The following is a 23,436-nucleotide window of genomic DNA, read 5'->3' as shown; positions in this document are numbered from 1 at the left end:
CCGGGGTCGCTTGCCCGGCCCAGAGCTGCCCGGTGCCTTGCTGCTTCCAGGAGCATACCCGAATGGGCGCAAAAAAGAACGGTCATGCTCATCTGGCGTCTGCGTAGCCGAATCATCTCTCCCGCGTAGCTGATCCAATCGGCTGGGTTACCGGCGCGGGAGAAATGCTCCCACCACGCAAACGCTAGATGAGTACGACCGCCCGTTCAAATAGGCGCTAAGGGGAAAGTTAAGCCGAAATTTTTATTAATCTTGTTATAATACAAATAAAGGATTTATAAAAATACTTGCTTAGGTGCTAAAATGATTCCCAAATTGGGAATGGTAATTGGACAAAACATCTTTGGCTACCCGTGTATAATTAATGAAAAAACGTTGCAAGCCGGTGAAATAATGACAAATGGACATAATTTAAGCGGTATTATCTGATTGCTGTCGGAATTCCCAAACCGAGACGAAATTTCCCAATTTGATTTTTTTACGTCGTGCCATTTTCATTTGTTCACCGGGCAATAAGGGAGTTTTACCGAGAAAGTACTAATTGATTTCAGGATGCAGATTAGGTTTGGGGTACCGTTCGGCTGAATTAGGACGGATTGCCTTTCCACTATCTGCTCTATTCCATGAAACCATTATTACGATTATTTATCCTGGGGTGGCTGCTGCTCGGGGCCCTCGGGGCCCGGGCCCAAACGCGGTTGTCGTACAACTGCGACGGCACCTTCTATCAGACCCGGCAGGTGGGCACCACTTCCCACCTGTACCGCGTGAACCGCAACACGACGCCTTATACCACCACGGATTTGAGGGATTTGGGCGTGCTGGTGAACTCGCTGGCCTATAACCCGCTTGACGCTTACCTGTACGCGTTGTCGTACGTGCCGGACGCGGGCCCCGGGGCTCCCGTCCATATGTACAAGATTGGCCAGGATGGCTTTCTGGACCTGGGGGTGACCAACCTGCCCCAGGTTCAGTTCGCCGGGGGCGCCATCGACCGGCTGGGCCACTACTACGTGACGGTGCAGGGTACCAACAACGGCAACATCGCCAACAGCACGAGCTACAACAACAACCTCTACCGGTTCGACCTGGCCAAAACGGGGGCGGCCCAGCTCAATGCCCTGACGCTGACTTACCAAAACCGGCCCACCGCCAACGGGCAGGGCCTGTTTTTCGATATTGCCATCAACCCGGTTGACCAAGCAATCTACGGCGTGGAGGTACCGGGCCTGCTCTACAAAATAGTGCCGGACGCCGCGGTTGCCCCCGCTACCGACCCGGCCACGGCCACCGTGACGACGCTCACCAGCGGCACCGTGCAGGCTTCAGAAGTTTTGGGTACGGCGTTTTTTGACTTCACGGGCAACTTGTTTGCCTATTCCAACGGGGCCACCAACACGGCCGGCTCGGGTAAATTTTACCAGCTGAACGCGGCTACCGGGGCTTACTTGCCAATAGGCACCGTGGACCCGGCCCCCATCAGCGACGGGGCCAGCTGCGTGGACCCCGACCAGCGCATCGACATCCTGAAAACGGTGGGAACAGTGGCCTCGGTGACGACGGGCAACACCACGGTGGCGTTCGACGTGCCCTACACTATTCAGATTCGTAACACGGGCACCATCCTGGACCCCCGCGTGCAAATCAGCGAGTTCCTGACCGGCAGCACCACGGGCAACGACGCCAACGATACTGGCACTTCCTTCCCAACGGCTCAGTCGATTACGATACGCAACCCGGCACTGACCAACAACGGCGGCGCGGCGCTGGTCCTGAACGGCGGCTTCACGGGCGTGAACACCGGCACGGGCACCGCCACCAATCTGCTCAGCGGCTTGGTGGACCTGGTCGCGGGCCAAGGGGCCACCATTACTTTCACCGCCCGGGTGGTGTACGCCAACGCGGGAGCCGTGCCCAGCACCATCCAAAACAACACGGCCTACGCCACCGGCGTGAGCACCCCGATGGCCGGCGTGGCCAACCCGGGCTACTTGCTGGTAAGCGGTACCCTGGTACCCCCCGGCGACATGGTGGCCGAAGACCGGTCGAACAACAGCTCAGATTTTCCCCCCATCGCGGAGAGCGACGCGGCGGTGCCCACGCCCGTCCAGCTGCAACCGGCCATCCAGGGCACGGTGTACGAAGACGTGAACTACGGCGGCGGCACGGGCCGCAGCTTCGGCACGGCCAACGGCGTAGGGCGCGGCGGGGCCCGGGTCGAGCTGTACAACTCGACCACCGGCATGTATGTAAGCGCCACCACCACGGCTACAGACGGCACGTATTCGTTTACGGGCCTCAACAGCGCCACTACCTACGCCGTGCGCGTAGTGAACAACTCGGTGACCAGCAGCCGCAGCGGCTACGTGAGCACCCTGGTGCCCGTGCAGACCTACGTGAACGGCAACGGCAGCCGCGTGGGTGGCCAAAATCCGAAGCTGCCGGACGCGGGCCCCAACACCGCCAGCGCTTTGCTGACCGTGCTTCAGGCGAGCACCACCAGTACGCCGCAGTCCATCGCGACGGTGGCCCTGAACGGCGCGGGCGATGCCGGCGTAGACTTCGGCTACAACTTCGACACCGTGGTGAATACTAACGATAGCGGCCAGGGCTCGCTCCGGCAGTTTGTGCTCAACGCCAATGCCCTGGGCGACGAGGCGACCCTGGCCCAGGCCGGCTTCAACCGCTCGACGGTGGGCACCACCAACACGGCCCTGCCCGCCGGGCAGGAAACGTCCATCTTTATGATTGCCGACGGCCAGGCTCACCCCGGCCTTACGGCCAGCGCCAACGGCGGCCCCGCCAGCCAGCTCACCGCCCAGGGCGGCCAGAGCATTGCCGCCATCAACCTGGCCTCGACCCTCACGCTGTCGGGCCCGAAAACGAGCATCGACGCCACCACCCAGACGGTGAACATCGGCGACACCAACGCCCCGCAGCTGGGCACCGGCGGCACGGTGGGCACGGCCAGCACCCTCGACAAAGTGAACGGCCCGGAAGTGCAGCTCAAGGGCACCAGCGCCGTGGCGATAGGCATTAAAGTGAACGACGTAGCCACCAACAACGTCCTCCGCGGCCTGGCCATTTACGGCTTCGGCAACGCCGCGAACGACGACAACAACGCCGACATCCTGGTGGCCAGCCCGAACACCGAAATCAGCCAGAACGTCGTCGGCACGACGGCCACCAGCTTTACCGACCCCAGCGCTACCACGAACCGCTCCAACGCCGACCACATCCGCATCACCGCCAACACGGCCTCGGTGAGCACGGGCTCGCTCATCGCCAACAACCTCATCGGCTTCGGCAACGGCAACGGCATCTCGGTAGGTAACCAGGTTAACAAGCTCACCATCAGCGACAACGAAATTGCCGGCAACGCCCTCAGCACCAATGGGAGCTACGACGGCATCGCCATCAAGGGCAACACCGTGGCCGTGACCGGCAACCTGGTGGCCAACAACACCGGCAACGGCATCGACGGCTTTGCCGGCACGGGCGGCAACGCCCTCAGCGGCAACACCATCCGCGGCAACGGCACCAGTAACGTGGAAACTTCCGGGGTGCGCCTCAGCGGGGCCGGCAACACGGTGGGTATGAACGTCATCAGCGGCAACTACGGGGCCGGCATCCTGGCCACTTCGGGTACCACCAACTCGGTGTTCAGCCAGAACTCCATCTTCGGCAACGGCGCGGTGCCCACCAGCACCGGCGGCGCGGCCAGCGGCGAAGTCGGCATCGACCTGCAAGCCAGCGGCGAGAGCCAGACCACGGGCACCGGCCCGTTCGTGACGCTGAACGACAGCGGCGACGGCGACAACGGGGCCAACGGCCTGACCAACATGCCCGTGCTTCAGGGCGCGACCGTGCGCAACGGCAACCTGCTGCTCACGGGCTTCGCCAAGGCCGGGGCCCTGCTGGAATTCTTCATCGCCGCGCCCAACCCGGCCAGCCCGAACGCCACGGGGGCCAACTTCGGCCAGGGCCAGACCTACCTGTTCAACCGCACCGAAGGCAGCAGCACCAGCGGCAGCGCCGACCTCGACGGCACCACTGGCACGTACAGCACCAACGTCAACGGCTTCAACCAGGGCACGGAAACGGGCCAGAACCGCTTCTCGTTCTCCATTCCGCTCGCGTCGCTGACGGCGGCCCAGCTCGCGGCCATCAACGCCACCGGCGCTAAGCTGACGGCCACGGCCACCCTGGCCACGGCCTCGGGCAACAACCAGGGCACGTCCGAATTCTCGGGCAACGCCCCGGTACTGGCCGCGCCGGTGGCTGTGAACGACCTCACCACGACCGCCCCCGGCACGGCCGTTACGCAAACCGTAACCACGAACGACACGCCCCTGAGCACGCTCGACCTGGGCTCCGTCAGCCTGAACGGGCTGGCCCCGGGCAGCACCACGGCCGTGGCCGTGACGGGCGGCAGCTTCGCCTTCACCAGCAACGGGATGGTGGTATTTACCCCCACGGCGGGCTTCGTGGGCATCGCCACGGTGCCGTACACGGTGAGCAACACCTCGGGCACGACGTCCAACACGGCCTTCATCTCGGTGGAAGTCAAGGGCACGACCTTTGACCTGGCCACGGCCATCAGCTCGCCCGCCAACGGCTCGACCGTGCTGGCCGGCGACCCGGTAACCTACGCCCTGACGGCTTCCAACCCCGGCGTGGTGGCCGCCACCAACGTGGTGGAAACGCTCCAGCTCCCCGCCGGCCTCACCAACAACGGCGGCACGGTCACCCTCACGATGGGCGGCGCGGCCAGCCCCACGTCCAGTTACAACAACGCCACCGGCCTGGTGACCTTCGCCAGCACGTCGCTGGCAGCGGGCGCTTCGCAGGCCTACGGCGTGGCCATCAGCAAAACGCCCGGCACGGGGCCCCTGACGGCCACGGCCGTGGTGAGCGGCAGCGGCGGCACCGAAACGGTGACCGCCAACAACGTGGCCGTGAACACCGTGAACCTGACGCCCCGCTACGACGTGGCCACCACCCTCACGGGCCCCATCACGGGCTCCACTGCTACCGTGACCCGGGGCAACGAGGTGACCTACACCGTGACGACCGCCAACCTGAGCACGACCGCCAACTCGGTGTCGCCGGCCCTCAACGTGGTGCAAACCGTGTCGCTGTCCGGCAACCTGACCGGCCTGTTTGTGACGAACGGCGGCACCTACGCCTACAATTCCAGCACCGGTAAGACGGTGGTGACCTTCCCGGCCCTGCCGGCCCTGCCCGTGGGGCAGTCGGTGACGAACACCATCAGCTTCGTGGCCCCGGGCGCCGACTACACCGCCCCCGTGGCGACCGTAACGGCCGGCACCGCCAGCGACAACGCCGGCGACCTGAACTCGCCCACCGCGGGCACCAACAACAACACGGCCCAGCTAAACGGCGGGGCTGCTAACACTACGGTAACCACCGCTGCCGGCATTGGCACGGCTGCCGCCGGCACCGCCACCAACGTGTACACCACCATCACCACTACCAGTGGCGCGACGGTGGCACCGGGCGGCAGTATCACGCTCACCATCACGGCCGCCAACGCGGGCCCGGTGGCAGCCGCCGGGGTGCAGGAAACCGTGGCCCTGCCCACGGGCCTGACGTTTAGCAACCAGGGCGGCGGCAGCTACAATGCCACCACGGGCGTGCTCACCTTCCCGGCCCTCAGCGGCACCCTGGCTTCGGGCGCTAGCCAGCCCTACACGATTACGTTCACGGCCCCGCAGCAAGGCTTCGTGCCGGCCACGGCTACGGTCACGACGACGACCACCGACCTGGTGCCCGCCGACAACATCGCCCAACTGAAAGTGGACGTGGGCCCCCTCACCGACGTGGCCACCACGCTGGCCGGCCCGGCCGTCGTGCTGCCCGGCGAAACTGCTACTTATACTGTGACCACGGTCGCCAACGGCCCGGCCCCCGCCGCCGGCGTGGTGCAGAAAGTGAGCCTGCCGGCCGGCCTGACGGGCGTGACGGTGAGCAACGGCGGCACCTACGACGCCACCACCGGCGTCGTGACCTTCGCCTTCGCCGGGACGCTGGCCCAGGGCTTCAGCCAGACCAGCACCATCAGCTTCGCGGCCCCGGCCGGCGCCGGCAGCTTCAGCCCGGTGGCCAGCGTGAGCACCGCCACCAACGAGACGAGCACGGCCAACAACACCGCCGCGCTGACGACCACCGTGACGCCCGCCGCCGACCTGGTGGTGCGCGCCACGGGCCCCGCCACGGCCGCCGTCGGCAACCCGGTGCTGTACGTGGTGAGTACGACCAACAACGGCCCCGCGGCCGCCAGCGGCGTGGTGCCCACCTTGCAACTGCCGGCCGGCCTCACGGTGGGCTTCCCCGGCGGCAGCGGCGCGTACAACAGCACTTCCGGCCTGGTGACCTTCGCCACCGTGGCCACCCTGGCCAGCGGGGCTAGTGTGGCCAACGAAGTAGTCGTCGCCATGCCCGACGCGGCCCGACTGACGGCCCTGGCCCAGGTGACGAGCACCGGCTACGAAACCAACTTCGACAACAACACCGCCAACGTGGTGACCATGCCCGACCAGGCGACTACCGCTTTGGCCGACCTGCAAACGACCCTGACGCCCGCCACCAGCACCGTGAACGCCGGCGCGGCCGTGGTCCTGACCGCCACCTTCACCAACGCCGGCCCGGCCGCGGCCACCAACGTGGTGCCCCAGCTGGTGTTGCAGCCCGGCCTGACGGGCGTGGTGGTGAGCGATGGCGGCACGACCAGCAACGCCGATTACGACGCCACCACCGGCGTTGTCACCTTCAAAGCCACGACGGCGGCCCTGGCCTCGCTGGCCAGCGGCGCGTCGCTGCCCGGTACCTACTCGGTGACCTTCAACGCGCCGGCTACCGGCCCGGTGGTGGGCGTGGCCAGCATCAGCTCGGCTGTTTCCGACCCGGCGCTGGCCAACAACACCGCCAAGGCCACCGTGACCGTGACGGCCCAGGCCGACGTGACCACCAGCCTCAGCGGGCCCGCCGTGGCCGCGCCCGGCGCGAAAGTGACCTACGCGGTGACGACGCTGAACAGCGCCGCCTCGGCCTCGCCGGCCACCAGCGTGGGGCAGACCCTGACCCTCCCCGGCTCGCCAGCCAACCTGAGCGTGCCCGCCGGCAGCACCACGGCCACGGTGGGCGGCAACACGGTCGTCACCTTCCCCCCCATCGCCAGCATGGCCCCGGGTGCGGCCGGTGAAGTGACCAACTACGTGTCGTTCACGGCCCCCGGCTCGGGTGCGTCCCTGGTGCTGACCGCCAGCGTGACGGCCGCCGCCGAAACCAACGCGGGCAACAACAGCGCTACCATTACCACGGTGCTCGACAACGCCCCCGTGGCCTACGACGCGGTGAACAGCCTGCAAGCCCCCACGGGCAACAGCGCCGGCCCGATGCCCATCTCGCCGCTAATCGCCACCGACGCCGACGCCGGCCAGACCCTGACCTACACCATTGACGGAACTTCGCTGCCCACGCCCGCGCAGGGCACGCTCTACGTGTACAACGGCACCGCCAACGTGGCCCTGACCACCGCCAGCTTCCCCGGCCTGGTGCTGACGGCCGCCCAGGCCCAGAACCTGCGCTTCGACCCCGCCGCGGGCTTCGTGGGCAACGCCTTCTTCCGCTACACGGCCACCGACAACGCCGCCACGCCGCTGACTTCGGTGCCGGCCCTGTACACGCTGCCCGTGGGGGCCGACAACAACTCGGCTTACAAGCAGGTGGCCCACGTCGCCGGCTATTCCTACCAAAACACCAACGTCGTGGCCAACGTCTTCGACTTGAACGGCGGCACCTACGACGCCAACGGCGCGGTGGTTAAGAACGGCCTGCCCACGACCGGCACCAACGCCGTGGTCAGCACGGCCGATGCCACCACCCTGGCCGCTAATGGCCTGTTGCTGGACGCCGCCACCGGTCAGCTTACCGTCGGCGACCGCACGAAGCTCAAGAGCGGCACCATCAGCATCAGCGTGGTGACCACCGATCTGAACGGCGGCACCAACTCCGTGCCGGTCAGCATCGTGCTGCTGAACCCGCTGCCAGTGGAGCTGGTGGCCTTCACGGCCAAGGCGGTGGCCAACCGCGACGCGGCGCTGGCCTGGGCCACGGCTTCGGAGAAAAACAGCGCCTACTTCGCCGTGGAGCGCAGCTTCGACGGGGCGGCCGGCAGCTTCGCGCAGATCGGGCAGGTGAAAGGGCAGGGCACCACGAGCAGCCGCACGGCCTACGCCCTGACCGACGCCAACGTGGCGGCCCAGGCGACGGGCCCGGTGTACTACCGCCTCCGGCAGGTGGACGCCGACGGCACCGTGGCCTACTCGCCCGTGCAGGCCGTCACGTTTGCCAAAGCGGCGACGGCCCCCGCCATTGCCCTGTACCCGAACCCGGCCGCCGGTAGCACCCGGCTCGACTTGAGCCAGCTGCCGGCCGGTACCTACCAGGTGGCGGTGCTGGACATGACGGGCCGCGCGGTGCTGACGCAAACCCTGGCGGCGGGCCTGGCCCACGGCCTGGACCTCACCGGGCTGGCCAGCGGCGGCTACCTGGTGCAGGTGCGCGGCACGGCAACTGACGGCACGGCCGTCGGCCTGACCAAGCGCCTGGTGAAGGAATAAGCGCCCGCGGGCCTTCCCCAACGGGGGCTCCGGTTAAAAAGCCCTTTCTCCCGCCGGGAGGAAGGGCTTTTTTGCAGGCGGGCGAAGTAAATCCGGGGGCGGGCCATCCCTGGGAGGCCGTCTGCCGTATGCCGGGCCATGCCTACTACCGCTGTTTCTGCCGTTCTGGCCCTGCACTACTGGGCCGGGGCCGGCCACGAGTTCGACGCCGTGCGCCCGCTGCTGCCCGCCGGCACCCAGCTTTTCGCGCCCGACTTGCCCGGCTTCGGCGGGCAACGGGCCCCGGCGGGGTTCGACTACTCGGTGGGGGCCTACGCCGACTGGGTGGCGGGCTTCATCGCCGACAACCAGCTGACCGACTACGTGCTCGTGGGCCACAGCCTGGGCGGCAAAGTGGCGCTGGCGCTGGCCGCCACCCGCCCGGCGGGCCTGCGCCGCCTGGTGCTGCTCGCGCCTTCGCCGCCCAGCCCCGAGCCCATTGCCGACGACGACCGCGCCGCCGCGCTGGCCGCCTACGGCCGGCCCGCCGAGGCCGAAGAGACGTTCCACAAAATCACCCGGGCCCCCTTGGCCGACGCCGTGCGCCAGCAGGTGGTGGCCGACAACCTCCGCAGCGACCAAGTGGCCTGGGACGCCTGGCTGCTGGGCGGCTCCCTGGAAGACCTGACGGCCCTGATGGGCGAAATCGCCGTGCCCTGCCACCTGCTGGCGGGCACCGCCGACGCGGCCATCCCGCTGGCCGCCCAGCGGGCCCAAACCCTGCCGCTGCTGCCCCCCGGCACGCCCCTCACCGAGGTGCCCGGGGCCGGCCACCTGCTGCCCTACGAGGCCCCCGCGGCCGTGGCCGCGGCCATCAGGGGGTAGGCCCAGGGGCGTATCAGAACGGTACGCCCGGCGGCCGGGCCGTAGCGCGAGCGTTGTGGTTCGCGTCGCTCGCTTTGTCCTGCCGATTGTTCGTTGGGCCACCCTGTAGCGACTCAAGCAACGGGGTTCGCGCTGTGCATCGACTTGCGAACCGCCTGTAGTACGCACTAAAAAAGGCCCCGCCGAACGCCGGCGGGGCCTTTTTTAGCGGCAACAGCGGGCCGGCTATTCCAACGCCCGGCCGCGGAAGAGCAGGTAGCCCAGGTGAGCGTACACGCCGAAGTGCTCGGCGGGGTCGTCGTAGTAGCGGGCGTGCAGGGCCAGGGGCCCTACGGGCGTCATGATAACGAAGCCCGTGCTGGCCGTCAGGCGGGGGCGGTCGAAGCCGTTGGTGCGGATGGCCGTTTGGTCAGCGGCTTGCTCAAAGGGCTGGAAGTTGAGGTGCACGTACACCTCCGAGCGCCACAGCAGGCTGCCCACCACCGGCTGGCTGTAGCGCAGGCCCCCGGCCACGTAGCGCCCCGAGCGGTACTTATCGAGGAACAAGGTGCGCGCATCGGGCAGCGGCACAAACACCGGCGCGATGGCCTGCGAGGCGCGGAAGTTGCTGAACGTGCCCTGCCCCGTGGCCATCAGCTCGCCGAAGTAGCCCCAGGCGCGGCGGTCGCCCCTTAGGGCGTGGTACTGCTCCAGGGTGGCCCGGAACTGCAGCCACTGGTGGTGGCGGTCGTCGGCCGCCACCAACGACGTGGAGCCCGGCGTGTATTCCGACGAGCCCGTGACGCCGCGCAGCGTAAAAGAATAGTGGTGGCCGCCGGTAGGGTACTGCTTCTCGTTCAGGGTGTTGCGGTTGAGGCGCAGGGCCACCGTGCCGCCGTGGAAAACGGTTTTGTCGAGTACGTCGCTGCTGTTGATGTCGGTGCCGTTCGTGTAGTCGTCGCGCAGCGTGAACAGGCCCGCGTCGAGCAGCAAGCGGCTGCGGTAGTTCGGCGTCACGCCCACCTGGAAGCCGATTTTGGTGTCCTGCTGCCGGATCTGGGTGCTCAGCACGTTGCGCCCCAGCAGGCCGCCCGTGTTCTGGTAGTCCCACTGGTTGTAGGTAACGCCCGGCTCCACGTAAAACGGCACGCGGCCCGGCACGCTGACGCGAAACGAGCCGTGGGCCCCGTTGTAGAAGCGCCCCAGGCTCACGTCGGCCGACGTGGTGTAGAGCAGCCGCCGCAGCCGCCGGTATTCTACGCCCAGGTAAAAGTTGTCGACGGGCCGGCTGCTGAGCACGAAGCCCACCTCGGCCGTCACGTTGTTGTTGCGCTGCGCGTCGAGGCTGAAAATGTAGCCCTTGCGGGCCGCGTCGTAGCGGATGCGCGGGTAGATGTTCTTGAAGTAGTCGTCCGACGCCAGCCGGTAGTAGCCCTCCTCGATGTCGTCGAGGCTGTACTCGCGGCCCTTGCGCTGGAAAAACTTGGCCGCGTACTCGTTCTGGTCGGCGCGCAGGCCGTGCACCTCCACCTCCAGGAAGCGCGGCGCGGGGGCCCCTTCCTGAAACGCCCGCCGCCGCGCCAGCAGGGCCGTCGAATCCTGGCGGCGCGCGATGCGCTGCTTAATAAGGGGCATTTTGAGCAGGGTGGCCGTGTCGCCCTCGGCCACCAGGTCCTTCACCCGGGCAAAGTCGCCGGCCCCGAGCGTGCCCAGCCGCGGCTGGATGAAGACGCCGTTGCGGCCCACGCTGTTGGTGTCGGCCACGCTGGTGCCCAGCGAAAGCACCGTGCCCGCCAGCAGCGCGTCGTCCTTCTTAAACGGGTAGCTTTTATACGCCACGTCGCCCACGTTCACCCCGATGATGATGTCGGGTGCGAACTCCGTTTTCATGGCCGTCGTGGGGAAGTTGTCGAACACCGCCCCGTCGTAGTAGTACTTGCCGTCGGGGTTGCGGATGGGCCGGAACGCCAGCGGGAACGTCATCGAGTTGCGCACCGCGTCGCTCAGGTTGCCCTTGCGCTGCACCACTTCCTTGCGCGTGAACACCTCCGACGTCATGCACCGAAACGGCACGAACAGCCGGTCGAAGTCGTAGCCCGCCTCGGCCCCCGCCGGGGCCATGAGCTTGGCCAGGGCCAGGTTCAGGTTCAGGTCGTTCACCAGGTTCGAGCTCACCTGCGCGTGCAGCGTCGAGTCCAGGGCCACGCCCAGGCGCAGGGCCGAGGGCGAAGGCTCGCTCGTGACGTAGTTGAACGTTTTGCTTTCCAGGGTTTTGCCCGAGGTCCAGTTTTGAAATTCCGGGCTCAGCACGATTTGCTCGATCTCGGCCGGCGAGTAGCCCGCGGCGTACATGCCCCCAATCACGGCCCCCATGCTGGTGCCCACGATGTAGTCGATGGGGATGTGGTTCTTTTCCAGCTCCTTGAGCACGCCCACGTGGGCGAGGCCCTTGGCCCCGCCGCCGCTCAGCACCAGGCCCACCCGCTGGGCGTGCGCGGCGGCAGCGGGCAGCACCAGGCCGGCCAGCAGCGCGCCCCGGCACAGTAAGTTTTTAATCATCGAATAGTATAAAATAGGTGCTGGGTAGCCCGGCGGATAACAACGGTACGCAAGGTACGGTCCAATGCGAATTGTAACCGCCCGGCCCCCGGCGCACGCCGGCGGGGCCCAAAAAAACGGTTAGGGCCGGAAGCTTCGCCCCCGGCCCTAACCGCTAAAAGTACCAGAACCGGGCCGCTACGGGGCCAGCCAGGCCCCTGCGGGCCCGGGCAGGTTGCGCAGCACCGCGAAGGCCAGCGTAAGGCCCACCGTGCCCCAGCCCAGCCAGGGCCGGTACAGCAGGGCCAGCCGCCGCGGCCGCCCCGTGAGCCAGGCCACGGCCCCGTCGGCCCCGCCCGCGGCCAGCACCGGCGCGTAGGCCACGGCCAGCAGGTTCAGGCCGGCGGCCCGGCCCACGTGCCCGTGCAGCAGCGCATGAAACGCCCGCTGCGAGCCGCACCCCGGGCAGTACAGCCCCGTGAGCCACTGCCACGGGCAGCGCGGAAACGGGTGCCGGGCCGGGTCGAAAGCGAAGTACACCGCGGCCAGGCCCAGGCCCAGCCCCAGGGCCCCCAGCAACCGCCCCGCCCCGCCGGGGCTATTGGGCACCGCGCATCCCGTTCATCATACCGGCTCCTACGCCCAGTATCATCATCAGGATGTAGAAGGCCACGACTACGCCGCCCGCGATGAGGCCGTACTTCACCCACTTGCCGGCTTCCTTGGAAGCGGCCTGGGCCCCGGCGTAGTCGCCCACGGCCAAGGAGGAATTTACTTTGGAGGCGTTGATGATGCCCACGATGCCCAGCGGCAAGCAGCAGAAAAGCGTGACTAAAATCGATTCGACCAACCAGTTTTTGGGGGGCGGGCCCATTGGGGCCGGGCCGCCGTAGGGCGGCCCGGGGGTGTACGACTGTTCTATGCGGTGGGGAGAAAATAAGGAAAGGAAAATAGAGAAAAATTGCGGTGCTAAGATTACGCCAAGCAGCGCCTCGTCCCAAATTATATTTTCCTATGCAGGTGAGACCGTGCGGGTCGGGCAGCGTGGCCACCGCCCTTGCCCGGCGGCTGCAAAGCCCGGACCCGTGCCCTAGCCCTGGAAGCAGCCGGGCCAGGCAGTAGCCCTTCCTGGTCGCCCAGGGGCTTATTTGGTGCTCGCCACTGCCTGGGGCCGCGTGCACGGCAGCCGCAACCAGGCCCCGGCGAGTATTTTTCGCCTTTCCTTCCCTCAACCCTCCCCGCATGGCTTCGCTCGACCCCGGCATTGGCGAAAAATTCTCGCAGCGCACCCAGCGGGCCATCAACCACGACGGCACGTTCAACGTGCGGCGGCGCGGCGGCCCGCCCACCCACGACCCCTACCAGCGGCTGATTCTGATGCCGTGGGGCCGGTTTTTCGGCGAAGTCAGCGTGCTGTTCCTGCTGCTGAACGGGGCGTTTGCGCTGGCCTACATGGCCCTGGGCCTGGAGAACCTGCCCGGTGTGGCGGCCCCCCACGGCTGGTGGCAGGATTTTTTGAGCGCCCTGTTTTTTTCGGTGCAGACCTTCACCAGCGTGGGCTACGGGCACGTGTACCCGGGCAGCAACGGCGCGGGGGCCCTCTCCAGCCTGGAGGCCCTGGTGGGCGTGCTCACCTTCGCCCTGGCCACGGGCTTGCTCTACGGGCGGTTTTCGCGGCCCACGGCCCGCATTTTGTTCAGCCGCGTGGCCGTTGTCAGCCGGCGGCCCGACGGCACGCCGAGCCTGCAGTTCCGGGTGGCCAACCGCCGGGCCAACATCCTGATTGAGCTGTCGGCGCAAGTCCTCGTCAAGTTCACCGACGCCGCCACCAAAAACGTGTCCTACGCCGCCCTGCCCCTCGAGCGCGAGTCCGTCAGCTTCCTGCCCCTGACCTGGACGCTGGTGCACGACCTGGGGCCCGGCAGCCCCTTGCACGGCCTGAGCGCCGCCGACTACGCCGCCCGCGACACGGAAATCATCGTCACGCTAAAAGGCTACGACGACACCTTTGCCCAGAACGTGTACTCGCGCAACTCCTACGTAGCCAGCGAAATCGCCTGGTACCACCGCTTCCGGCAAGCCTACAACGTGGGCGAGGACGGCATTGCCGAGGTGGACCTCGACGCCCTCGACGCCACGGAACCGCTGTAGCGCGGCCGGCCGCCCGCTAGTCGTTGCCAAAAAACAGGCCCCCTGGGATGGCCGTTCAGCGCTTGCCGTTTTACGATTACCGGGCCGCCGGCGAAAAGCCGGGCGCCCGGGCCGGGCCGCGGCGCTATTCCTCGTGCCCCGGCACGCTGCCCACCGCCGGGGCCGCGGCGGCATCGGCGGCTTCGCGGGCCAGGCGCAGTTCATCCACGGCCGAAGTGGTGCGGGGCAGCTTGTCCAGGTCGGGGGCCCCGGCATCGACCCAGCACGTGTACCAAAAGGCGCCGATGAGGCGGCTGGCGTAGCGCAGCTGCCGCTCCACCTGCCCGCCCAGCCGGGCGTGGTAGGCCCGGCTGAAGTCGCGCGAGTACACCCGCACCGTGGTGGCGCCGCGGGCCTCGTAGCCGTACTTGCGGTCGGCGGGGAACCTGGCCGTCAGCTCTTTCTCGAACCGCAGCACCGAATCGACGGCGGCGTGGGAGCGGGCCAGGGCCCCCCAGGCGGCGTCGCCGGGGTGCTCCAGGTACGGCGCGGGGCCCGTGAAGAGGTCGTAGTCAGCGGCCAGTAGTTCGGGCAGGCGGCTCTCCCACAGCCCGTGGATGCCGCGCTGGCCCGTCAGCTGGCCGTTGTAGTTCTGGGTGGCGTGCAGTGGCACGCAGGCGTCGGCCACGTAGTGCCCCAGGTCGGCCGAGAGGCGCAGGATGGCGTCGGCGTCCTGGCGCTGGAAGGCGGCGGTGAGCCGGTTTTTCATCTGGGCGATGTTCCAGGGCACGGTGCCGTGGCGCAGCAGCGAGTCCTCGCCGTAGCGGGCCACGGCGTCTTCGTAGCGGCGGGGCAGGCCCCGGCCGTGGGTGGTGAGGCAGCTGTCGCCGTAGCGGTCCACGTCCATGAAGTGCTTGGCCGCCTCGCCGGGCACCACCGTGCGGCGCGCGTCGGGCCGGGTGGCGTTGGCCGTCAGGTAGTCGATGTGGGCTTTATAAAAGCCCACCATCTTCGGCGGCAGCGTGTACACGGCCAGCCGGTTCAGCAGCCGGTGCCCAAAAAAGCCCCAGGCCCGCGCCGGCCGGGGGCCCAGCGCTAGCAGGAGCAGGAATAGGAATAGCGCGTAGCGTTTGGGCATGGCGAAAAAAATAGCAACCGTGGACCAAACGGTGCTTAGCCGCGGCTAAGCACTTCCACCAATTGCCTGTTGCTGTACAAATGGTATTTGCCCAACACGCTGGCCTTCACCAATCCCAACTCAACCAATTGGTTTAAATACTTGGTAGCGGTGGTGTAATGCACGCCCAGTGCCCGGGCTGCTTGGCTGGGCGTGATGATGGGCTGAGTGAATATTGCTTCAATTATTTCCTGCGGAATCTTGCGCCCGCTTTGCCGCACGGTTTCCCGAAATTGTTGTAGCAACGCCATGCTCTCGACCAAGGTGTTCTTGGTTTCGCGGGCCTGCTGGTAAAAGCCTTCCAGCATAAACAAAATAAAGGGCTCCCATTCGCCCGCGGCCGATACCTGGGCCAGCAGGTGGTAGTAGGCCGGCCGGTTGCGGTTGCTGTAGCCGCTGAGGTAGAGCGCAGGCAAATTCAGCAACTCGTGGTGCACCAGGTACAACACCATTAGTATACGCCCGGTGCGCCCGTTGCCATCGCCAAAGGGGTGGATGGCCTCGAACTGGTAGTGCATGATGGCGCAAGCCACGAGCGGATCGATGCGCTCGTCCGGGTAATGCACAAAGTTTTCCCAATTGCCCAGCAGGCGGGAGACGTCGTGCGCGGCGGGTGGCGTGTACACGGCTTGGCCAGTGGCCGAATTTACAATCTTGTTGGGGGTTTGGCGGTAGCCAGCGTAGCCCCCGGGCAGCAGCCGTTGCTGAATGCCCACGATGAGGCGCGATGATAACGACAAGGTGGGCAGTTGTTCGAAGCCCCAACGCATGGCCTGTCCGTAACGCAACACTTCTTTGTCGGCGGGCCGCTGCTCGGCTTCTGGAAATAGCTGCTGTTGGAGGGCCTGCTCCACCGTGGTGTTCACGTTTTCAATATCCGAACTGGCAATGGATTCGCGCAGGATGGCCGGTGAAAGCAATAGCAGTGGGTTGGGAAGCGCCGCAGAATAGCCTTTTAATTCGCCCAGTTCGGTGCGCGCCTTGGCTACTAACTTGCTGAATCGCACATCATCGAAATTGAGCTTGGGCGGCAGTTCGGGAAGCGCAAAAGGGTGGGCAGCAGCGAAAGGCATTGTAACAGAAAAAATTGATATGTCAAAAAAAACGAAAGAAACTGACATATCCTAGTGGATATATCAGTTTCGCCGTCATATCAATTTGAAGAACTCCGGGCTCCTACCGCCGCCCGGCGCCCGCGAACTTCATCCGGTACTCGTGGGCCACGTCGCCCTTGCCGATGCGGGCCAGCTTGCCCTTGAGCAACTGCTTTTTAAAAGACGAAAGCTTGTCGGTGAACAGGATGCCTTCCAGGTGGTCGTACTCGTGCTGGATGATGCGGGCCGCCATGCCCGAGAAGCCTTCCTCGCGCGGCTGGCGGTTTTCGTCCTCGTAGCGCAGCACGATGTCGGGGCAGCGCTGCACCAGCTCGCGCACCCCGGGAATGCTCAGGCAGCCCTCTTCGAAGCCCCACAGCTCGCCGGTTTCGCGCACCAGCACGGGGTTGAGGAAGGCCCGCTTCACGGCCGGCTCGGCCGCCACGCCCTCGGCAATGTCTTCCTCGTCCAGCTCCACCATGGGGCCCGAGTCCATCACAAACAGGCGCACGCTCTTGCCAATTTGCGGGGCGGCTAGGCCCACGCCGTGGGCGAAGTACATGGTTTCGTACATGTCGGCCACGAGCTGGGCCAGGTCGGCGGCGGGCAGGTCGGGGGGCAGGTTTTTGGCGCGGGCCTTCAGCACGGGGTCGCCGATGGCAACGATGGGGTGTATCATCTGGGGTAAAACGTTGATAAAGAAGTAAGGCAAACAGGGGCGGGGCCCCCAGGGGTTCCGGCTAGGCCACGGCCCGCCCCGCCGGCGACTCCAGAAACGACTGGAGGATGATGGCCGCGCTCACCCGGTCCACGGTGGCCTTGTCGCGGCGGGCCTTCTGGCCCAGGCCCCCGGCCAGCATGGCCGCGTGGGCCATGCGCGAGGTGAAGCGCTCGTCGATTTCGTGGACGGGCACCTCGGGCAGCTCCTTGCGCAGGCGGCGCAGCAGGCCCACCACGGCGCTCGTCACGTCGGTGGGCTCGTTGAGCAGCGTGCGGGGCATGCCCACCACGACGGCCGCCAGCGGCTCGCGCCGGTGGTAGGCCAGCACGTAGGCCAGCAGGTCCTGGCTGTGCACGGTGTCGAGCGGCGAGGCGATGAGGCGGCCGGGGTCCGTCACGGCCAGCCCCACGCGCTTGTTGCCGTAATCGATGGCGAGGATGCGGCCCACGGGAAACAATTTAAAACGAAAGCGAAAAAAGCAGCCCCCGCGCCGGGCCCGCCGCAAAGATACGGCCGGTAGCAGGGGCCGCGCCCGCGCCGTTGGGCGGGGCCCCGGCGGGCGGCTCCGCTCGCGGAACGGACGCGGCAGCGCGGAATATTGCCGACTATAATTTATTGTAAAAATTACATCCGCTTACCATCACTATTTTAGTTATTTCAATAAAAATATTCCTAAAAATATCATTTAAATCAGCTTTAAATAGGCGAAATAAGGGATTTTAGCTCGTTTGCTGGTTAAGTAGGATTGTTCGGATAATCCATTGAAACGCAGGTATTTTTCGCGGAAAAATTTAATTAGTTTTGAAAAAGTAATACGTTTCGACTGCTGATTAAATCACCATAATCTTCGCCGCCATGGCTTTCCCGTCGCTCTTCCGTGCTTCTTCGCGCCCCGCCGGGGGCCGCCGCGCCGGGCTGCGCGGGGTGGTGCTGGCCGCCCTGGCCTTCGGCAGCGGCCTGCTGGTTTCCAACAACCCGTTCCGGCCCTCCAGCACCAACCCCGACGCCACGGCCCGCGGCTACCTGCGCTTCAAGGAAGTGCTCAGCTACGTGGACCGCGACTACGTGGACTCGGTGAACACGGAGGGCCTGGCCGACTACGCCACGACCCAGATGCTGGAGCGCCTCGACCCGCACTCGGTGTACATTCCGGCCCTGGAGCGCGAGCAGAACGACGCCTTTTTGCAGGGCGACTTCGACGGCGTGGGTATTGAGTTCAACCTCTTTCGCGACACCATGACGGTGGTGGCCCCGCTCGGCGGCGGCGCGGCGGCCCAGGCCGGCCTGCTGCCCGGCGACCAGGTGCTGCGCGTGGGCGGCGCGCCCGTGTCGGGGGCCGGCCTGGCCACCGCCCGCATCACGCAGCTGCTGCGCGGGCCCCGGGGCAGCACCGTGGCCCTCGAAGTGCGCCGGCCCCAACCCACCAAAACCTTCACGCTGAACCTGGTGCGGGCCCGGGTGGCCAACTCGTCCATCGACGCCGCGTACCTGGTGGACGAGCAGACGGGCTACATCAAGCTGAGCCGTTTCGCGGCCAACACCGCCGACGAGTTCCGGGCGGCGCTGGCCGACCTGCGCCGCCAGGGCATGGCCCGCCTCGTGCTGGACCTGCGCGGCAACCCCGGCGGCTACCTCGACCGCGCCACCCGCGTGGCCGACGAGTTCGTGGCCGGCTCCCGCAAAATCGTGTCCGTGGACGGCAAGGGCGATACCTACGACGCGCAGACATACGCCAAAGTGCCCGGCGAGTTCGAGGAAGGCCCCCTGGTGGTGCTCATCGACGAGGGCAGCGCCTCGGCGGCCGAAGTGGTGGCCGGGGCCCTGCAAGACCACGACCGGGCCCTGCTGGTGGGCCGCCGCACCTTCGGCAAGGGCCTGGTGCAGCAGCCCATTGCCCTGAGCGACGGCGGCGAGCTGCGCCTCACCATTGCCCGCTACTACACGCCCAGCGGCCGCTCCATTCAGAAGCCCTACGGCGGCAGCCGCGCCGCCTACCGCCGCGAGCTAAGCGAGCGGGCCGCCCGCGGCGAGCTGGCCTCGGCCGACAGCAACCACGTGGCGGCGGGCCCGCGCTTCCGCACCGACAGCGGCCGGCCCGTGTACGGCGGCGGCGGCATCATGCCCGACGTGTTCGTGGCCCGCGACACGCTGGCTTGTTCGGCGTACTTCACCCGCTTGCAGGCCCACCACGTGCCCCGCGCCCTGGCCCTGGCGTTCTACCAGGCCCACAAAACCGAGCTGGAAGGCCTGCGCTTCGCGCAGTTTAACGCCACGTTCCGCGTGAGCGACGCGCAGCTAACGGCCCTGGCCGCCGCCGCCGCCCGCGACGGCGTGGCCCCCGACGCGGCCGCCCTGCGCCGCTGCGCCCCGCTGCTGCGCAACCAGCTCAAGGCCTACATCGCCCAGAGCGCCTACGGCACCGTGCCCTACTACACGGTGCTGCGCGAGCAGGACGCCGAGCTGCAGCGGGCCCTGCACTCCCTCGGCGACGGCAACACCCAACTCGCGCTGGCCGGCAATAAGTAACCGCCGGGGCGCGTTGGGGCCCGCGGGGCCGGCCCCGACAACCACTCAAAAAAACCGAGCACACTTGGTAATGTGCAATTATTGCTTAAATTCGCCGCCTGAATTCACCAAGCGGCTACCCCCGGGATACCGCGTATTCTCTTTCTTAATTATTTACTTACGCGCTTGTTATGCAAAAAAATATTAAACTTTTGTTCTTGCTACCGGTCCTGGCGGGTGCCTTGCTGCTGGCCGGGGGGTGCAAAAAAATCCTGGGCCTCATCCACTTCACAGTCAGCGACACCCAGAGCTTTACAGTGCCGTCGGCCTACCCGTTCGGCACGGCCCCCGGGGCGGTTCCCACCACGCTGCCGGCCGTAACGGTCAATTCGACCGCGACCACCACCTACGCCAACAACAACACCAAGGCCCAGTACGTGCAGGACGTGACCTTGCAGCAGCTCACGCTGACGGCCACCAGCCCCGCCGGCCAGACCTTTGACATCGTACAAAGTGTGCAACTGTTTATCAGCAGCGACGCCGCCGGCACCAACAAAGTGCTGCTGGCCTCGCAGGACCAGGTGCCCGCCGGGGCCACCTCCATCCAGCTCAACCCCGCCCCGGACACCAAGCTCGATATGTACCTGCAAGGCAGCAGCTACGCCCTCACCAGCGTCGTGAAGCTCAAGCAGCAGCCCAGCCAGGACGTGGTGATTCGCGTGGACAGCAAGTTCAACGTGGCCGCCAGCCTGCCGTAGCTTTCTGTTAGCTGTTAGCTGTTAGCTGTTAGCTTTCAGCTTCTGTAAGCCCTGTTCAACGAAGAAGGTCGTCTATTGGGGCGACCTTCTTCGTTGAACAGGGCTTCTTGCCATAATATAGATTGAATACCAACGAAAAAAGCTAGCAGCTAGCAGCTAACGGCTGAAAGCTAACAGCTAAAAGAAAGCTATCGGTTGCGGCCGTACTGCTCGTGGCTGCTCACCCAGTCAGAGCTGCTGATGGCGGCGGCCAGGCTCAGCTCGCCGGCCAGCACCACGCCGGCCACGATTTCGGCGAGCTTGTACACCGTGCCGGGGCCCACGCAGCCCAGCATCCGCAGGCACTCATTTTGGGTGGCCAGGCCGGTGCCGCCGCCGTGGGTGGCCACAATCAGGCTCGGGATGGTGATGTTGAGGTACAGGTCGCCCGCCGGCGTCACCTCCGAGTACAGCACCCCGGCGCTCGACTCGCTCACGTTGGCCACGTCCTGCCCGGTGGCGATGAACAGCGCCGTGATGCCGTTGGCCGAGTGGGCCCCGTTGTTGTTGGCCCCCGACAGGAAGGCCCCCACGTTGCTCACCTGCCCGTGGTAGGCCAGCTGCTCGGGCGTCACGCGCATGCGCTGCTGCAACACGTCGCGCTTCACCACGGCCTCCGCCGTTACGCGCTTGCCCCGGGTGCGCATCACGTTGATTTGCGAGGCCTTTTTGTCGGTGGCGAAGTTCGATTCGAGGTAGAAGCGTTCAATCTTGGGCCCGTCGTAGTTCGCCAAAATCCAGGAGCAGGCGGCGAAGGTGGCGCGGCCCACCATGTTCTGGCCCGCCGCGTCGCCGGTCGAGAAATTGAAGCGCAGGTAGGCGAACTTATTGGCCAGGTACGTGTCGATGTACTGGAGCTTGGCGATGCGCGAGGTGCTTTCGGCCTCCGGCCGGATGCGCTCCAGGTTGGCGGCCACCCACTGGCCAAAGTCGCGGGCCCCGCGCGCGTCGCTGAACACGAACACCGGGGCCCGCTGCATGGCGTCGCCAATCACGGTGCACTTCACGCCGCCGCACAGGTTCAGCACCTGCATGCCGCGGTTGTAGCTGGCCACGAGCGTGCCCTCGGTGGTGGCCATCGGGATGAGGAAGTCGCCCTGGGCGTGCTCGCCGTTCACGGTTAGGGGCCCCGCCAGGCCCACCGGCACCTGCGCCACGCCCACAAAATGCTCGCAGTTGCCCCGCAAGTCGTGCGCGTCGAACGAATACGCCTTCAGGTGCTTGAAGTGCTGCTGGGTGAACTCCTCGGCAAACCGCTGCCGGGCCTGGATGGCGGCCGCCGAGTAATCGTCGTCGTCGGCGCGCGGGATGCGGGCCCGGCCGGCGGCCGCGCCCGCAATGGCGTCTTCCACTTCCACGTGCAGGTCGCCGAGCGCATCGGTCGAAAACCACACCTGCACCGCGTACATGCCCTCGGGCAGCGGCGGCGTGGCCAGCGCAAACGTGAGGGCCCGGCCCACGGGCAGCGCCAGGGCCTGGCCCTCGGCGGGCCCCAGGCCGGCGGCGGGGCGGGTTTCGCCGTTGCCCAAATCGAGGGTGACCTGCGCGGCCGGCACCACCACGTCGCCCACCTGCACCTGCCGCAAGCCCGTGATGTTCACGGTGTCCAGCCGGTTCTTGATGCTGAAGGCCACGCCCTGGCCGTCGGGCAGGTTGTGCAGGCTGCCACGGGTGTAGAGCAGCTTCAGCAGCATCGGGCTGGGAGTAAAAACCATCGGGAATCGGGGTTAATAAAAGTAAGGTGCCGCTTGTACTCCAATCAGGGCCCCGGCGAAGGTGCAGGATTATGGGGTGGAAGGCTTGGGTTTTTGAAAGTAATCGGCAAGGTGTACGGTATGGCAACTGGCCGACCGCGGCTCATTCCGGGCGTAAATCCATCCATTGCCTTTATTACCCGAAGAACTTCGGCATCGGCGGCTGGCGACAAACCTTTGACTACAATAGGTTGCTGCACAAGGCCAGCCGTGTCGACGGTAAAAGTGACGAAGACTTTTCCGTCGGGGAAATTTGGTTGGTACTGAATGTTGCGCTGGATGTAATCTACTATGCCAGAACTGCCACTGTTGAACCCTTGCTTTTTGAATGTAGGCATTTGTTCTATGTAGTGCCTAGGGTAGTTCCTGGGCACTGGTTCGGTAATCTCGCCCATGGTATAAACCTGTCCATCCGCAGCGTATTGTTTCGGCTGCAGTTCTTCTAAATCTGTTGAAGATGGTTCACTGGGCTGTTTTCTATTGGGTAACTCTTTAGCATCGCCCAATAACTCCGCTGACTTCACCGCCTTCCCCCGCGCCCCCTGCCGCACCTGCGCCAGCGCCTCCTGCGCGCTCAACCCCTGGGCCACCACCAGCACCAACGCCACCACAAACCAGCGCAGCCGCCGCGTGAGGGGCGGGGGGGGCTGCACCTGGGCCCCGGCGAAGTGGCCGCACACGCGCCCGTCGGGTGCCGCGGCGCGGGCGGCGGCCAGGTCGGCGGTGGGGTTCGTGGACTGGCTGAAATCGTGCACCACGCGCTGGCAGCGGGCGCAGTGGCGGCCCTGGGCCTGGGGCGTCAGGGCGTCCCAGCTTTCGGAGCACGGCAGCAGGCGGGCGTGGAAGGCGGGCAGGAGCAACATGTTGGGCGGCGCGGTGGGGCTCGAAAAGGTACTGATTTTCCGGCCGGGGGCCGCGCAGGCAATTGATTATTGTGCGTGCCGCATAAACCGCGCTTATGGCCCGGGGCCGCCGGGCCCCGGCGCGTGCGGCCCGTCCGGCGCGGCTTGCCCCGCCCCCCCAACGGGGCGGCCCGCCGGGGCATGAGCCTATAAACGGCTGATTGGCAGCGGCCTGGTCGTTGGCCCGCGCGGCCGCGCGCCGGCGCTGCCCGGCGGCCGGTAAGCGGCCACAGGTCTTCATCTGTTTGGTTACGCCTTGCGTAAATAGCCGGCCCGCGCCGATACCAGCGGCCGGTGTTGCGCCACAGGTGCGCACCGACCCCGGCCGGC

Annotated in this window: 14 protein-coding genes; 5 read left to right on the top strand and 9 right to left on the bottom strand. The window is 66.3% G+C overall.

The features are described from left to right. Positions 1-623 precede the first annotated feature (623 nt). Together HNP98_RS07200 and HNP98_RS07195 are read left to right on the top strand one after the other, a co-directional pair. Positions 624-8,645, top strand: coding sequence for a T9SS type A sorting domain-containing protein (locus HNP98_RS07200; protein ID WP_173809381.1), 8,022 nt, complete (start codon positions 624-626; stop codon positions 8,643-8,645). 138 nt (positions 8,646-8,783) lie between these two features. Further along, positions 8,784-9,509: an alpha/beta fold hydrolase gene (locus HNP98_RS07195; protein WP_173809380.1), complete on the top strand. Its 726-nt coding sequence runs from the start codon at positions 8,784-8,786 to the stop codon at positions 9,507-9,509. A 225-nt stretch (positions 9,510-9,734) separates the two neighbouring features. On the opposite strand, the gene HNP98_RS07190 is transcribed toward HNP98_RS07195, so the two are convergent. The 3 genes from HNP98_RS07190 to HNP98_RS07180 form a co-directional block, all read right to left on the bottom strand. Then, positions 9,735-12,047, bottom strand: coding sequence for a patatin-like phospholipase family protein (locus HNP98_RS07190; protein WP_173809379.1), 2,313 nt, complete (start codon positions 12,045-12,047; stop codon positions 9,735-9,737). A 177-nt stretch (positions 12,048-12,224) separates the two neighbouring features. Beyond that, positions 12,225-12,635: a DUF2752 domain-containing protein gene (locus HNP98_RS07185; RefSeq protein WP_173809378.1), complete on the bottom strand. Its 411-nt coding sequence runs from the start codon at positions 12,633-12,635 to the stop codon at positions 12,225-12,227. After that, positions 12,625-12,900, bottom strand: coding sequence for a CD225/dispanin family protein (locus HNP98_RS07180; RefSeq protein ID WP_173809377.1), 276 nt, complete (start codon positions 12,898-12,900; stop codon positions 12,625-12,627). Before HNP98_RS07180 ends, HNP98_RS07185 begins: the two co-directional genes overlap by 11 nt. Positions 12,901-13,268: 368 nt before the next feature. On the opposite strand from HNP98_RS07180, the gene HNP98_RS07175 reads away from it, so the two are divergent. Beyond that, a complete protein-coding gene (locus tag HNP98_RS07175; RefSeq protein WP_173809376.1) occupies positions 13,269-14,177 on the top strand; it encodes an ion channel in 909 nt (302 codons plus the stop codon). Between the two features lie 124 nt (positions 14,178-14,301). On the opposite strand, the gene HNP98_RS07170 is transcribed toward HNP98_RS07175, so the two are convergent. From HNP98_RS07170 to ruvX, 4 genes are all read right to left on the bottom strand, one after another. Continuing rightward, a complete protein-coding gene (locus HNP98_RS07170; protein WP_173809375.1) occupies positions 14,302-15,294 on the bottom strand; it encodes a zinc dependent phospholipase C family protein in 993 nt (330 codons plus the stop codon). Between the two features lie 35 nt (positions 15,295-15,329). Further along, entirely contained in the window at positions 15,330-16,406 is a 1,077-nt protein-coding gene (locus HNP98_RS07165) for a Fic family protein (protein ID WP_173809374.1), read from the bottom strand. Positions 16,407-16,509: 103 nt separating this feature from the next. Next, complete coding sequence (def, locus tag HNP98_RS07160; protein WP_173809373.1) at positions 16,510-17,106, bottom strand: peptide deformylase; 597 nt, start codon at positions 17,104-17,106, stop codon at positions 16,510-16,512. Positions 17,107-17,167: 61 nt separating this feature from the next. After that, positions 17,168-17,596, bottom strand: coding sequence for a Holliday junction resolvase RuvX (ruvX, locus tag HNP98_RS07155; protein WP_173809372.1), 429 nt, complete (start codon positions 17,594-17,596; stop codon positions 17,168-17,170). A 407-nt stretch (positions 17,597-18,003) separates the two neighbouring features. Between ruvX and HNP98_RS07150 the strand changes: the two genes are divergently transcribed. Both HNP98_RS07150 and HNP98_RS07145 read left to right on the top strand, forming a co-directional pair. Beyond that, on the top strand, positions 18,004-19,674 hold the full coding sequence (locus HNP98_RS07150) for a S41 family peptidase (protein ID WP_173809371.1): 1,671 nt from the start codon (positions 18,004-18,006) through the stop codon (positions 19,672-19,674). A 197-nt stretch (positions 19,675-19,871) separates the two neighbouring features. After that, on the top strand, positions 19,872-20,411 hold the full coding sequence (locus HNP98_RS07145; protein ID WP_173809370.1) for a hypothetical protein: 540 nt from the start codon (positions 19,872-19,874) through the stop codon (positions 20,409-20,411). A 188-nt stretch (positions 20,412-20,599) separates the two neighbouring features. Here the strand turns inward: HNP98_RS07145 and HNP98_RS07140 are convergent, their stop codons facing one another. Together HNP98_RS07140 and HNP98_RS07135 are read right to left on the bottom strand one after the other, a co-directional pair. Further along, entirely contained in the window at positions 20,600-22,165 is a 1,566-nt protein-coding gene (locus tag HNP98_RS07140; protein WP_173809369.1) for a hydroxymethylglutaryl-CoA reductase, read from the bottom strand. Positions 22,166-22,209: 44 nt separating this feature from the next. Continuing rightward, positions 22,210-23,067 (bottom strand): energy transducer TonB, encoded by an 858-nt coding sequence (locus tag HNP98_RS07135; protein WP_173809368.1) that lies wholly within the window; start codon positions 23,065-23,067, stop codon positions 22,210-22,212. Positions 23,068-23,436 lie beyond the last annotated feature (369 nt).

The sequence above is a fragment of the Hymenobacter caeli genome, assembly GCF_013294115.1.
GTDB classification, from domain to species: domain Bacteria; phylum Bacteroidota; class Bacteroidia; order Cytophagales; family Hymenobacteraceae; genus Hymenobacter; species Hymenobacter caeli.
Note: the sequence above shows the minus strand (reverse complement) of the source record. Positions and strands in the feature narration are given on the sequence as shown.

Coding starts and splice junctions, on each gene's coding strand:
- HNP98_RS07200 (WP_173809381.1), top strand. CDS start 624: ATGAAACCATTATTACGATTATTTATCCTGGGGTGGCTGCTGCTCGGG.
- HNP98_RS07195 (WP_173809380.1), top strand. CDS start 8,784: ATGCCTACTACCGCTGTTTCTGCCGTTCTGGCCCTGCACTACTGGGCC.
- HNP98_RS07190 (WP_173809379.1), bottom strand. CDS start 12,047: ATGATTAAAAACTTACTGTGCCGGGGCGCGCTGCTGGCCGGCCTGGTG.
- HNP98_RS07180 (WP_173809377.1), bottom strand. CDS start 12,900: ATGGGCCCGCCCCCCAAAAACTGGTTGGTCGAATCGATTTTAGTCACG.
- HNP98_RS07175 (WP_173809376.1), top strand. CDS start 13,269: ATGGCTTCGCTCGACCCCGGCATTGGCGAAAAATTCTCGCAGCGCACC.
- HNP98_RS07170 (WP_173809375.1), bottom strand. CDS start 15,294: ATGCCCAAACGCTACGCGCTATTCCTATTCCTGCTCCTGCTAGCGCTG.
- HNP98_RS07165 (WP_173809374.1), bottom strand. CDS start 16,406: ATGCCTTTCGCTGCTGCCCACCCTTTTGCGCTTCCCGAACTGCCGCCC.
- def (WP_173809373.1), bottom strand. CDS start 17,106: ATGATACACCCCATCGTTGCCATCGGCGACCCCGTGCTGAAGGCCCGC.
- HNP98_RS07150 (WP_173809371.1), top strand. CDS start 18,004: ATGGCTTTCCCGTCGCTCTTCCGTGCTTCTTCGCGCCCCGCCGGGGGC.
- HNP98_RS07140 (WP_173809369.1), bottom strand. CDS start 22,165: ATGGTTTTTACTCCCAGCCCGATGCTGCTGAAGCTGCTCTACACCCGT.
- HNP98_RS07135 (WP_173809368.1), bottom strand. CDS start 23,067: ATGTTGCTCCTGCCCGCCTTCCACGCCCGCCTGCTGCCGTGCTCCGAA.